This is a genomic window from Demequina sp., assembly GCF_016278765.1.
In the GTDB taxonomy this organism is placed as follows: domain Bacteria; phylum Actinomycetota; class Actinomycetes; order Actinomycetales; family Demequinaceae; genus Demequina.
Genome location: NZ_JADQBE010000004.1, coordinates 25,137 through 38,376, shown reverse-complemented (window position 1 = coordinate 38,376; position 13,240 = coordinate 25,137). Strand labels below are relative to the sequence as shown.

General features: G+C 63.5%; 9 protein-coding genes and 1 pseudogene. 8 read left to right on the top strand and 2 right to left on the bottom strand.

The window, feature by feature from the left end; genetic code table 11:
- Positions 1–1,156, bottom strand: a 1,156-nt coding sequence (locus QZZ29_RS00355) for a cell wall-binding repeat-containing protein (RefSeq protein ID WP_291380487.1), incomplete at its 3' end; no start/stop codon positions are given.
- A 356-nt stretch (positions 1,157–1,512) separates the two neighbouring features.
- Between QZZ29_RS00355 and QZZ29_RS00350 the strand changes: the two are divergent.
- The 4 genes and pseudogenes from QZZ29_RS00350 to QZZ29_RS00335 all read left to right on the top strand — a co-directional run bounded on the left by QZZ29_RS00350 (position 1,513) and on the right by QZZ29_RS00335 (position 6,403).
- Positions 1,513–2,756 (top strand): annotated as a pseudogene (locus tag QZZ29_RS00350) (transposase).
- A 592-nt stretch (positions 2,757–3,348) separates the two neighbouring features.
- On the top strand, positions 3,349–4,407 hold the full coding sequence (gene wecB, locus QZZ29_RS00345; protein ID WP_291380485.1) for a UDP-N-acetylglucosamine 2-epimerase (non-hydrolyzing): 1,059 nt from the start codon (positions 3,349–3,351) through the stop codon (positions 4,405–4,407).
- Positions 4,408–4,502: 95 nt separating this feature from the next.
- Entirely contained in the window at positions 4,503–5,870 is a 1,368-nt protein-coding gene (locus QZZ29_RS00340; RefSeq protein WP_366478747.1) for a glycosyltransferase, read from the top strand.
- Positions 5,867–6,403 carry a hypothetical protein gene (locus tag QZZ29_RS00335; protein ID WP_291380484.1) on the top strand — a complete coding sequence of 179 codons (537 nt, stop codon included), beginning with the start codon at positions 5,867–5,869 and terminating at the stop codon, positions 6,401–6,403. Before QZZ29_RS00340 ends, QZZ29_RS00335 begins: the two co-directional genes overlap by 4 nt.
- 29 nt (positions 6,404–6,432) lie before the next feature.
- Here the strand turns inward: QZZ29_RS00335 and QZZ29_RS00330 are convergent, their stop codons facing one another.
- Positions 6,433–7,563: a hypothetical protein gene (locus QZZ29_RS00330; RefSeq protein WP_291380482.1), complete on the bottom strand. Its 1,131-nt coding sequence runs from the start codon at positions 7,561–7,563 to the stop codon at positions 6,433–6,435.
- A 91-nt stretch (positions 7,564–7,654) separates the two neighbouring features.
- Here QZZ29_RS00330 and QZZ29_RS00325 point away from each other — a divergent pair, with 91 nt between their 5' ends.
- Genes QZZ29_RS00325 through QZZ29_RS00310 form a run of 4 tightly spaced genes read left to right on the top strand, consistent with a single transcriptional unit; the run spans position 7,655 to position 13,229 of the window.
- On the top strand, positions 7,655–9,547 hold the full coding sequence (locus QZZ29_RS00325) for an ABC transporter ATP-binding protein (protein ID WP_291380481.1): 1,893 nt from the start codon (positions 7,655–7,657) through the stop codon (positions 9,545–9,547).
- Positions 9,544–10,713: a glycosyltransferase gene (locus QZZ29_RS00320; RefSeq protein ID WP_291380479.1), complete on the top strand. Its 1,170-nt coding sequence runs from the start codon at positions 9,544–9,546 to the stop codon at positions 10,711–10,713. The genes QZZ29_RS00325 and QZZ29_RS00320 overlap by 4 nt, the downstream gene beginning before the upstream one ends.
- Positions 10,710–11,867, top strand: a complete 1,158-nt coding sequence (locus QZZ29_RS00315; RefSeq protein WP_291380477.1) for a glycosyltransferase family 4 protein — start codon at positions 10,710–10,712, stop codon at positions 11,865–11,867. Before QZZ29_RS00320 ends, QZZ29_RS00315 begins: the two co-directional genes overlap by 4 nt.
- A 57-nt stretch (positions 11,868–11,924) precedes the next feature.
- Positions 11,925–13,229, top strand: a complete 1,305-nt coding sequence (locus QZZ29_RS00310; RefSeq protein ID WP_291380475.1) for a nucleotide sugar dehydrogenase — start codon at positions 11,925–11,927, stop codon at positions 13,227–13,229.
- The last annotated feature ends 11 nt before the right edge of the window (positions 13,230–13,240 follow it).

The following is a 13,240-nucleotide window of genomic DNA, read 5'->3' as shown; positions in this document are numbered from 1 at the left end:
CCTGCGCAGTCGTGAAACCCTCAAACTCCAACTGGTCGATGAGACCAGCACGAGAGAACGCCATGAAATCGAGGTACGACTGCGCAAGAGTCAACGCATTCTGATTTCCGACCGAGCCAACAGCATCGCAACTGTCGTTGCGCGCTGCCGCGCCGGATACGACTGCTGTGCCACCAAGGACCACGGTCTTTGACGGGGCAAGTGCGTTAACTGAAACCCAAATGGGCGTAGGGGCACAACTCGGTGTCGTGATGTAGAGCGGTGCACCAAGTCGTCCAGCCAGAGCGGCCCCTGCAAGGGCGTCTGGGAAGTTCGTCCCCGTGGCCAAGAACATGGTGTCCGTGGACCCGTTGGGGAAGAAGTGACTGTTCATCAACGCCGCAGTCTCATACCGATCCGCGCCGCCGTAGCGGGTCACGGTGTAGCCGTTGTTGCGCAAGTGTGTCGCTATCCCAGTCGACACCACTCCGGTGCCCCCGGCAAGGATGACGTTCGTGACGCCCAAACCGTTCAACGTGGACAGTGTTGCGGTGGTCAGTCTGGACTGGACCCCGTCGATAAGGATGACCGGGGCGTTCAACATGCCCGCCACCCCTGTCGCTGCCAATGCATCGGGGAAAGACCGCCCGGTGGCGAGGATCGCAGTCGCGGAGGACGTAAAGGTGCCGTTCACAATCTGAAGACCCGTGGCGTACCGATCTGCACCGCCGTAGCGGGTCACCGGCGCAATGCTCCTCAACTCAGTGGCAACCGAAGCAGACACCGCACCCGTGCCACCGATCACATAGATCCTTGCCGGGTCCAGGCGCTGAATCTCCGTCTTGACCGCAGCCGGAAGACTCTTCGGGTCCGTCAACAACAATGGCCCACCCACGTACGCTGCTGCAGCGGCAGCAGACAGAGCATCGGGAAAGTTGGTGCCCGTGGCCACATACACGGCGGGAACGCCAGGGCCGTACTGCTGGGACACCTGGATCGCGGTCTCATAGCGGGATGCTCCGTACAGACGCGTTGTTCCATCAGCAAACCCGCTCGGGGCTGACACCACCGACGCAACCGTCAGTGGCACGGCAGTCGCGGGCACCACGCCCACCAGAGCCGAAGAAAGAACAACAGCGCTGGCCACCAGCGCCAACCGCAAACGAGTCTTCATCATGCAAGCCACCTCCAGAATCAATCCTCACGACCGCGAACCACGACTGGCTTGCCGTGACAACTTTGGCACTACGTTCGAGGCTACACGCCATCTACAGAACGTTTGGGTACTGAGTCCTGCGCCTGCAAGGGTGGGCGCCACACACTGCCGTGCCAGAAGACCTACTGATACTGACAGCGCAATTGTGACCGTCGACAGCCCCGGGCATTGAGAATATTGGGGCGCACGTTCGCTAACCTCGGGCTTTCGTGGGCGGCGGGTTCTGATCGTCTCGTGAAGTAGGAAAAGGGCTCCTGACCTGGGAGAATAGGACTTACTAAGGGTCAGATTCGTCGTGAGGCGGGAGCACTTTCAAGGTGAAGAATACCGGGCTCTATCCGAAGTCGCGAGTGGACGTCACCCCGGTGTCCGCGGTCGGTCAGGCGGGCGGTGTGCTGCTGACCGAGACCGTTCGAGTGACTGGGCTGGACCGGGCCCTGTCGGACACGCTGGCTGGCTGGCCGAAGCCGTTCGCGGGCCACGACCCGGGCAAGGCCCTCACCGATCTGGCCATCGCGTTGGCGCTCGGCGGCGATGCTGTCGCCGATGTCGGCGTGCTGCGGGGCGAGCCGAGCGTCTATGGGCATGTCGCCTCAGATCCGACGGTCTCCCGCCTGATCGCCGCCCTGGCGGGTGATGCGGATCGGGCGGTGGCCGCGATCAGTTCCGCGCGAGCGGCGGGCAGGGCCCGGGCTTGGACGCTGGCCGGCGAGCACGCTCCGTCACGCGGCTGCGACAGTGAAGGATCCGTTGGTCATCGATCTGGATGCGACGCTGATCACCGCGCATTCGGAGAAGGAGCAGGCCGCCGCGAGTTCAAACGCGGCTCGGCCCGTCCGGGGAAGAAGGTCCTGATCCGCGCCGACGGCGCAGGCGGAACCCGGCAGTTCATCACCTGGCTGACCGGCCGCAGACTGGCCTACTCGCCTACTCGGTCGGGTTCACGTTGCCGTTCGAGACGCCGGCACTCTACCGGCTGATCCCCGAAACGGTCTGGACTCCGGCCTACGACGCCGACGGGCAGCCCCGTGACGGGGCGGATGTCGCGGAGTTCACCGGCCTGCTCGACCTCACCAAACGGCCCAAGGGGATGCGGGTGATCGTCCGCCGGGAGCGGCCCCACCCCGGCGCCCAGTTGCGGTTCGAGGACGTCGACGGCTACCGGCTCACCGCCTTCGCCACCAACACCGCACGCGGGCAGCTGGCCGACCTGGAGCTTCGGCACCGCCATCGGGCCCGCTGCGAAGACCGCATCCGGCTCGCCAAGGACACCGGACTGCGCAACCTCCCGCTGCACGGCTTCGCCCAGAACCGGATCTTGTGCCAACTCGTCGCCCCCGCCTCAGAACTCACCACATGGATGGGCATGCTCGGCCACCCCACCGCCGAAGCCCGGCGTTGGGAACCCAAACGGCTCCGCCTGCGCCTCTACTCGATCCCGGCAGCGCTCGCACGCACCGGCAGGCGGGTCATCCTGCACCTCTCGGACCGGGCCCGCTGGATCGATGTCGCGATCGCCGGCATCAGCAGACTCCGAGCCCTCCCTGCCGCGCCCGGATAGACCCCGCGAGCCCTGACCCGCCCGCCACCCTCTGCACGACCCGGCCTGGAACCCCACACCGCGAACCACACGCGTCCCACTGTCACACCCACACCACAGAATCAGACCAAAGCCAGCGCACCGACGCCCCCACGGCCCCGATCAGGCACCCCACGAAAGATCGAGGCTAACAGCATTCGCGACCCTGCCCTGACAACCCCGAGCACGACCCCCGGAATGGAACCAGCGCCCAGCCCGCACGACAGCGGGCCACCGCGTCACACCCACCGGCAAGAATCAGCAACCAACACGACCACCGAGCCGCGTCAGCCCCTCACACCCGAAGCCAGTGAAAGATCGAGGCTAGCGACTCATGATGAAATCGCGGAAAAGACGGTCGACATTAGTGCGGCGAGAATGAAGGCCGAGAGGAGTCGCCTCCGCACAGAGATCATGTCGGTCACACTATTTCGCCCAAACCGCAATAGATAGGACGGTGTGACAAGATGCACGGCGGTTGCACTTCGCTGGCGCCAACTCGGCCGACATGCCTCGCTGTCCTAGGATGAGCCAACATCGTCCGTCGCCGCTCAAACACCACACAGGAGTCTTCATGAGAATCCTCAGCGTCGTCGGCGCGCGACCCCAGTTCGTAAAACTTGCTCCCATCGCCCGTGCGATGGCGGGCCGAGCTGAGCACACCATCGTGCACACCGGTCAGCACTATGACGACCTGATGAGCGACGTGTTCTTTCGCGACTTGGGAATCGCTGCGGCCGACGTCAACCTCTCCGTTGGATCGGGCAAGCACGGCGAGCAGACGGGAGCGATGATCGCGGGATTGGAGCCCGTGTTTGAACGGTTTGAACCCGACTGGGTCTTGGTCTATGGCGACACAAACTCCACCCTCGCCGCGGCGATTGCCGCCACCAAACTCCATTTCCCGGTAGCCCACCTCGAAGCTGGTCTGCGTTCGTTCAATCGCCGCATGCCAGAGGAGCATAACCGCGTGCTCACCGATCACGCGGCCGACCTGCTTCTCGCGCCCACGGCCGTCGCGATGGCGCACCTCGCGCGTGAGGGCCTCGCCAAGCGCTCCGTGCTTGTGGGTGACGTCATGACCGATGTGCTCTTCACCGTGCGGGACCGCGTCTTCGCCGACGGCATTGAGGGCGTGGGGGACGTCGAGCGCGGAACATATCTTGTCGCCACAATCCATCGCCCCGCAAACACCGATGACCCTGACCGACTGCGCGGCATCATCGGTGCGCTCGCGACAGTGGGAAAACCCGTGGTGCTGCTGACACATCCTCGACTTCGTGCCCTGGCCGCCAGACATGGCATCAACCTTCACCAAGGTGGTCTCACATCCATCGACCCACTGCCATACCCGCAGCTCGTGGCCGCAATCATCCACAGCGCTGGCGTGGTGACCGATTCTGGCGGCCTCCAGAAGGAAGCTTTCCTGCTTCGGGTGCCAACCACCACCATTCGACCAGAGACTGAGTGGGTCGAAACGGTAGATCTGGGCTGGAACGTCCTCGCGAACGATGTTGAAGCGATCGCTGGAGCTATCTCGCGCCCGGCACCATTGCCGACCGATGCCTCTCCATACGGTGAGGGGCACGCGGCTGAGACTGTTATCTCGGAACTCCTCAAGCACGTTGAGTAATGAAGCCCGCGAAAGGGGGTTCCCAAGCAGCGGCGGACAGCGCAATACGTCTTGAGCAAGATGACACGACCGGTTGACGCCAACGAACCCCTAGAATGGCCGCAATGAGCGAAGCAATCGGTTCTACCGTCAGTCAGGATTCTCCGCATGTGCTCTATGTAGCGTGGGGTTACCCACCGTCACGGGGAGCCGGTATGTATCGAGCTCTGGCTACGGCGAACGCATTCGCGAAGACCGGTTGGCGCGTCACCGTCCTCACCGCAACGCACGACACATTCGAGCGCCTCACTGGTAGTGATCCGGACTCAGAGAAGTACATCGACCCACACATTCGCGTAGTACGTATCCCCTACGCTCCTGGGCTTGGGGAGAGGGATCTGCGCAAGTGGTCTCGCGCCCACGTGTACTCGCCTGTGTTGTGGAACTTCGCCCGTTGGCTTCTGTCACGATTGCCGTTCCCGGAGGGCGGATACGGAAGTTGGAAGGTGCCGCTCACCACCGCCGCTACGGAGATACATCGCGAGAGCCCTGTTGACCTTGTCGTGGGGTCAGCGAACCCGAATGTTGACTTCGCGCCGGGTATGTACCTTCATCGCAAACATGGGATCCCGTATGTGATGGACTATCGAGACGCGTGGCATCTTGACGTCTACTCAGGCAAGCGACTTGGAACCCGGTACAGCCGTTCACGGCGCGTCGAGCGTCGGCTTATTGACGGTGCTTCTGAAGCGTGGTTCGTCAACCGTGCGATTCGCGATTGGCACGCGGCAGAATATCCCTCTCGCGCCGAACATTTCCATGTTGTCGCCAACGGGTTTGACCCAAGCTTCTTTGACACTTTGCCCGACAGGCAACGTGACCCGGATCGCGAACTCACCTTCGGCTATCTCGGGACCATCTACGGCCCGATACCCCTACGCGAAACCCTTGACGGGTGGCGCATCGCACGCACCGAATCACCGACTGTCGCACGTTCCAAACTCGTGTTCCGAGGCAGACTCGGACACTTCGCCGAACCGGACCCAATTGCCGCTGCCCTGCTTCGCGAGTATGAGTCCGACGACGTGGCATACCTTGGTCCCGCAAGCAAGAGCCAAGTGTCGGAGGTGTATCGAGGTTTCGATGCTCTCTTGCTCGTCATCGGTCGCAGCAAGTACATCACGAGTGGAAAAGTGTTCGAGTATGCGGCAACGGGACTGCCTATTGCTGCCCTACACCACCCGGAGACGGCCGCAACCGAGGTTCTCAGTGGGTACCCCCTGCACTTTGCGGTTCCCGAGCCGACTCCAAGACACATCGCCGATGCTCTCATCGCAACAGCCGAGGCAGCCGCTGGGCAAACAACGGCCGAGGTGGAACAGATGAAGAAGTGGGCGGCGCACCTGTCCCGGGATGCTCAACTTCTGCCTCGGGTTACTGCGCTCAGAGCCCAGTTTGCTCCCACAGCGGGAGCACGCCCGTGACGAGAACTGCGAAGCCGTTTCGGATCGTGCTTCTATTCGGTTCCGGAGTCGAAACACAGAATTCCGTAGCGCTCGCCGCCGAATCCTCGAAACTCAGGCAGTTTCTTGAACACTCTGCGCGACCGGTTGATGTGAGCGTCATCTCGCTGGGGTTGCGCCGCAACATCCCGGGATCCGCTGATCACGTTCGGCTCGACGACTCGACCAGGAGCGCGACCGACCGCTTGCTGGCCATCCTGGGGGCCTTCGCGCTTCGGCGGTGGTTCGCCACCTTCCCACTTGGACGATTGCTCAACTCCCTGGGGCCGGTCGACCAAGGGCGAGTGTTCCTCCGTACCGCCAAACGGCACGCGCATGCGATGCGGCTTCTCCGTTCGACCAACGTCGTCATCGCCACTGACGTGGAGTCGACGAAATTGGGGTGGACTGCAGTGCACCGCGGTTGGGTGGACGACGCGTTCTACGACTATCGCTCCGCACCGGTGGGAGTCACGTGGCAACTACCCTCGGAGGACGACACGCCGCGAGACTAGGGGCGTAGATCAAGCCCAAGAGGCTCCGGTTACGAAGCCCTACCAAGGAACGGTGCGAGTGCCGCCGCCGAACGACGCCCATCGTGGACGGCATCGACAAATGCGGGACCAGCGGCTCGGAACTCCTCAAGAGCACTCGGGTCTGCGGCGGCCTTTCGCAACTCCGACTCGAGAGACTCCACCGTCGCCTCAAGAATCGGCAACTCGAGACCCGTGCGTTCCCGCACCTGAGACCGCGTGAACTCGTCCACGTGGCTCATGACCAACCGGCCAGAGGCCATCGCCTCGCACGCCGCAACGCCATAGATGCCCAGCACGAATTGGTCGAGCATGATGTCGGCATCCGCATAGAAGGCTGGCATCGCGGCGTGGGGAATGCCGACAATCTGCCGGTATTCAATGACTCCTTCCTCCGCTAAACGGCGAAGCATCGGCTCGATCCGGTCCGTTCCCTTGAGCCATGGGCGCGACGGGGCGTGCGCTACCACTGGAACGCCGTTGGAAGACCGCGTCTCTGCAGCGGTTGATGCCGCCTCCTGCCACCGTGCGGAGTCGACGACCACGGGGCACCACGTGGCTTCCGGGAGCCACTGCAGAAGATCTGGAGTAGACACAAAACTTGACACCCCGGCCTCGGAGGCCAAGGCCGCGCTTCTGGTCGCCCTTTCCTCAAGGACCCGCACTTCGGCGGTCGACGCGTGGAACGGTGACCACTTGCTTTGGGCAGCATGCCGCGCGGGGGGCCGGATGTCGCTGCCGTGGAAGAGCAGAGCTACCTGAACACCCCGCGCCTCCAACTGCGAAATCTCCCGCACGATATCCCCACCGTAGCGGCGGCCCAGCAGCGGTCGGCCCGCCTCCCAGATCACGTGTGTCTGCCTCGCCAAATACTGCTCGAAATCAGAGTGCCAAGAACTGGAACGTAGGTAGACGGCGATTGGCACGCTCAGGTCCACGTCGGGTCGGAACACGCCCGGATCAAGCCCGAGCATCGAAACCGCCGCGACTTCCGGGAACGAACGCTCCGCTGCCCGCGCCCACTGGTAACCCTGTCCCGCGAAATTCGCCGGACCTATGAGGAGGCGCACCGGGGAATCCGACACGGGCGGGAGAGCGGGAGCCTTGTCCTCCGAAAGGCGGAAACGGATCGTATCTGCCACGCGCCCTAGCACGCCTTGCCCTGAGGCGGTCCGTTGCGCGAGGCGCCGCAACCATGCGGGCGCATGCGCCAACAGTCTGGTGATGTTGAGCATGGATCCTCCGTTAGGCGACATCGGCGGTGCGCGCAACACCAGTCTGGTCCGCGTTCGCGCCGATGCTAACATCGGCGTGATGAAAACCCTGTGGAGCGCGCTCCGGGATCTCCTGCCGTTGCTCCCTGGCCGAGCACGACGCTTCCTCACGATCTACATCGTCGCTACCGCGGTTTTGGCGCTTTTTGATGTAGGGGCAATGGCCCTGCTCGTGGTCATCATCTCGTCGGTCCCCTCAGGCGGGGCCGTGGTGCTCCCCGTCTTCGGGGAACTCCCCGAAGATGCGGCACCGTGGCTGCTGCTACTCGCGTGCACGCTCATCATCGTCAAGAGCGCCCTCGCGGTCGCCATGCATTGGGTTGCGACCAGGCAGTTCGCCATCTACGAGTTCGAAATCGGCGCGCGCATGTTCCGCGCCTACCTCGCCTCAACGTGGGAGGAGCGCTCCAAGCGGAGCACCGTGGAGTTCACGCGCATCGCCGACACCGGCATCTCGGTGGCCATCTCAGGCCTCGTCCTCTCATTGCTCACCATCCCCGGCAGCGTGCTCACCATCGTGTTGACCCTTGTCGTCCTGATCGTCGCCGAGCCTGCAACGGCGCTGGTCTCACTGACCTACCTGGGAGGCGTCGCTTTCCTCATCAACCAGATGGTGTCAAAGCGGACGCTGCGTGCCGCCAGGAGCAATCGGGACTACAGCCACCGGGTCGCCCGCCTTCTGGTCGAGATGGTCGACGCCATGAAGGAACTGACGTTGCGCGGCCGTCTCGACCAAATCCAAGAGGTGGTCGGCCGCCATCGCCGCGGCGCGGTCAAGGCAAGAGCGTCGCTCGCGTTCCTGGCGATCATTCCGCGCTACAGCTATGAGGCCGCCCTGATCGGCGGAATCCTCGTTGTAGGCGGCACCGGTTATGTCCTGGGAGGCCTCGACGCCGCCTTTGTGGCGGTGGCGCTCTTTGGTGCGATAGGCCTCCGCCTCGTGCCGGCGTTGACCGGGATTCAGTCCTCCATGATCAGCGCGACCTCGAGCCTGCCGTGGGTCCACGATGTGGTCAACGACCTGCGCGGTGCGGAAGCCAACGCCACCGATGCCTTGGGTGGCACGGATGCCAAAGAGCTGCCGGAGACACCGAAGACCCTGGAACTGAGCGACATTCAATTCCGCTACCCCACAGGAACCGAATCCGTCCTACGCGGACTCAACCTGACGGTTCCGCTCGGGTCCTCGCTCGGAATCGTCGGCCCCACCGGATCCGGAAAGTCCACGCTCGTTGACCTCCTCCTTGGGCTACGCCTCCCCACGTCGGGCCTCATCGTGATCGACGGCACACCGTTGCCGGATGTGGTGCGCGCTTGGCGTTCAAGGATCGGCTATGTCCCTCAGCGGGTGACTCTCTTTGACGGATCCATCGGGCAGAACGTTGCCCTCACGTGGGACGAGGACTACGACCGCGACAAGGTGATCGAGGTGCTCGAGAAGGCACAGTTGAGTTCACTGATCAGTTCCCGCAAGCACGGCATTGATGAGCGCATCGGCGAACGTGGCGTCTCACTCTCCGGAGGGCAGCAGCAACGGCTCGGCATTGCCCGCGCACTGTATTCCGATCCGCTCGTCTTGGTGCTCGACGAGGCGACCAGCGCGCTCGACACCAAGACAGAGGACGATGTGGTCCGGGCCATCAAGGCGTTGCAGGGCGAAGTGACGCTCATCGCCGTCGCGCACCGGATCTCCACCATCAAGGACTACGACCAAATCTGTTACCTCGATCAAGGCGTGGTCCTTGGCAAGGGCTCCTTCCGCGAACTTGCGGCATCCGTGCCTCAGTTTGGTTTGCAGGTCCAACTGGCAGGGCTGAGCGGGCGCGAACCGGAAATCGGGACAGTGACGTGAGCCCCGCCGCGAGTGCGCCCGGCGACCGCCCGCAGATTCTCTGCGTCTCCTTCTCCCCCATCCACGCGGACTCCAGGGTGCTCAGACAGCTTGAGGTCTTGCGACAGCACGGCGACGTGACGACCGTGGGCTACGGGCCTCCCCCAGAAGGTGCCACGAAACACATCGAAGTCCCCAAGAACGCCTCTTCCCTGCCCCAGACCCTGCTGGGCGTGGCGAGACTGGCGCTCCACCTTCACGAGTCCGTAGAACTCAGTGCCCCTGGCGAAAAGGCGGTGCTAAGGCAGGCACTCGACTCCGGCCCATATGACCTGGTCGTGGCCAACGATGCCCGTGCTCTCCCCCTCGCATTCGCGGCGTCGCGCGATACTCCGGTGCTGGCAGACATGCACGAGTGGGCCGCCCAAGAGACGGCCACCATTTGGGTCTGGCGTTGGCTCGTTGGACCGTACATGGAGCATCTGTGCAGAAAGTACCTCCCGCGCGCGGCGGCTGTGACCACGGTCAGTGCTGGACTTGCCACTCTCTACCGCGAGCACTATGGCCCCGAGACAGGGGTGGTGCGGAGTACGCCCATCTTCCAGGACCTCACCCCGCAGCCGATCGACCCGGCCACCATCCGCCTGGTACACAGCGGCATCGCCGATGATCGGCGCAACCTTCCCGCGCTGATCGAAGCGGTCAATCGACTCGACGGCCGATTTACGTTGGACTTGTACTTGGTTGAGGTCCCTGGGGGCCATCTGGCGGCTCTGCGCGCGCAGGCCGATGCGAACCCGCTCGTGACCGTACACGCCCCAGTGTTGCCCGCGAGCCTGCCGAGAGTGCTGAATCAGTACGACCTCGGGGTGTTCCTGTTCCCGATCAAGACGCTCAGTCAGCTTCATCACTTACCCAACAAGTTCTTTGACTTTGTTCAGGCGCGTATCGGTCTTGTCTTTGCTCCAGCGCCCGAGACGGACGCCTACATCCGGGAGCACGGCCTGGGAATCATCACGCCGGGTACTAGTGCGGACGCGCTCGTCAGCGCGCTCCAAGACCTTACTGCGGAGGACGTCAGTGGCTTTAAGGCCGCTGCAGACCGGGCAGCGCGATCGCTCTCGAGCGAAACAGATGTGGCGTACCAACATGAACTGATCGGCGCTCTGCTTGGTGACGACCAATGAGAGTGGTGATTGTCAGCCGGATCTACTCTCCAGAAGTATCCGCCGCTTCTGGGTTTCTCCAAGCCTGGGCTGAGGAGTTCAGGGATCGCGGTTGCGATGTCACCGTGATCACCACCAAGCCTCCGCGCGGCGCGGTCCTCAATGACGTCGCTGGTGTGAAGGTGCGCCGAGCCCCTGTGATCCGGGATAAGCAGCAGTACGTGCGCGGCTACATCCCATATCTCAGTTTCGATGTGCCATTGGTACTTCGGCTCCTCTTCTCTCGCCGCCCGGACCTCTACGTCGTCGAACCGCCGCCGACGACCACCGCAGTCGTTATCGCACTCGGCACGTTGCGCAGAACTCCGGTAGTTGTCGACGCCGCAGATCTCTGGTCGGATGCGGCGGCCATGGTGTCGAGTAACCGGCTCGTTCTCACGGCGCTACGACGCCTCGAGCGTTGGGGCCTCAAGCGCGCGCGTCATCTCTTTGTGGCACACGCGCCGCTCGCCACCCGGTTCCGCGAACTCGGCATCGAGACCCCTTCAACACCGGTCGGCAACGGCGCCGACACTGATGTCTTTCGCTATGCCGGAGAACCAGCACCCACACCACCCCTGTTTGTCTATGCGGGCACCCATTCCGAGTGGCACGGTGCCGGAGTGTTCGTCGAGGCCTTCGTCCAAGTCCTCGATCAACACCCGGACGCGCGCCTGCTCTTCATCGGCAACGGCGCCGACCGTCAATCGCTGCGCGAGCGTGCCGACGCCCTGGGCATCGGGGATTCCGTCGAGATGCGGACACCGATTTCCCGCTCCGAACTCGCGCCTATCCTTGCTGGAGCGACCGTCTCACTCGCGAGCTTGAAGCCCGGACAGGGTTACGACTACGCGTTCACCACCAAGGTGTACTCATCGCTCGCGGCTGGTTGCCCGGTGATCTTCACCGGCACCGGACCGACGGTGGACTTCCTGAACAACGCGGAAAACCCCGATGCGGGCGTCGCCCTCGAATACAACGTGGACGCGACGGCAGCGGCAATGAGTGCCGCAGCCGCGTCCCCTCTCGCTCCAGCTGCCCGTGCTGAACTGGCGCAGTGGGCGGCGAGCCGTTACTCACTGCGGGCAATCGCCATCCGGGTGGTCGACGAAAGCCTCGCAATCATCGGCAAGTAGTCCCACCTGGGCGCTGGAACGACTCTCAGCGTCATGGCGCTCAAGTAGGCTTGCCGCATGAAAATCGCCGTCATTGCCCTCGGAAAAATCGGACTGCCGCTCGCGGTGCAGTTCGCGAACAAGGGCCACGAGGTGGTGGGCGTGGACGTCAACTCCTCGGTGGTCGACCTGGTCAATGCTGGCCGGGAGCCGTTCCCGGGTGAAGCCCGTCTTCAGGAGCATCTGGCCACACTGGTGCCAGCTGGGCAATTGCGTGCGACGAGCGACTACGCGGATGCCGTCCCCGGCGCCGATGCAGTGGTACTGGTGGTACCACTGTTCGTCGACAACGATGCCAAACCTGACTTCGGCTGGATGGATGCCGCCACGCGTTCACTCGCCGAACACCTCACACCCGGCACCTTGATTTCCTACGAGACCACTCTTCCCGTCGGCACCACGCGAGATCGGTGGAAGCCGATGCTCGAGGAGATCTCCGGACTTGTCGAGAGTGAGGACTTTCACCTCGTGTTCTCGCCGGAGCGCGTGCTGACAGGTCGCGTGTTCGCGGACTTGCGCAAGTACCCGAAGCTCGTAGGCGGGCTCACGCCTGCTGGTGCCCTTCGCGCGACCGAGTTCTACGAGTCGGTCCTCGACTTCGACGATCGTCCGGACCTCGTCCGCCCCAATGGCGTGTGGGACCTCGGCTCGGCCGAGGCTGCCGAGCTTGCGAAACTCGCGGAGACCACCTACCGCGATGTGAACATCGGCCTAGCCAACCAGTTCGCCCGCTTCGCCGCGAGTCACGGTATCGATGTCTACCAGGTGATCGAGGCATCGAACTCACAGCCATATAGCCACATCCATCAGCCAGGCATCGCCGTAGGCGGCCACTGCATCCCTGTCTACCCGCGCCTGTACCTTTGGAACGACCCTGATGCCACGGTCGTGGCAGCGGCCCGCGCAGCCAACGCGGCCATGCCGGACTACGCAATCGGCCTTCTCGAAGGTGCCTACGGGGATCTCAAGGGGGCACGCGTCGTGGTACTCGGCGCGTCCTACCGTGGTGGCGTCAAGGAGACCGCATTCTCTGGGGTCTTCGCCACGGTGGAGGCGCTCACGGCACGCGGTGCCACGGCGTTGGTCCACGATCCGATGTACACCGACGAGGAGCTCGTGGGGGTCGGCTTTTCTCCATTCCACTTGGGCGAAAGCGCCGACGCAGCGGTAGTCCAGGCCGACCACGCCGAATATCGCGACCTCGGCCCAGCTGATCTTCCGGGAATCACCACCTTTATCGACGGCCGACGCGTTTCCCACGCCGACCGCTGGCCGGGCGTTCACTACCGTGCCATCGGGAAGGCGCTCGCTCCCAACTCCTAAGCGACTCCCGG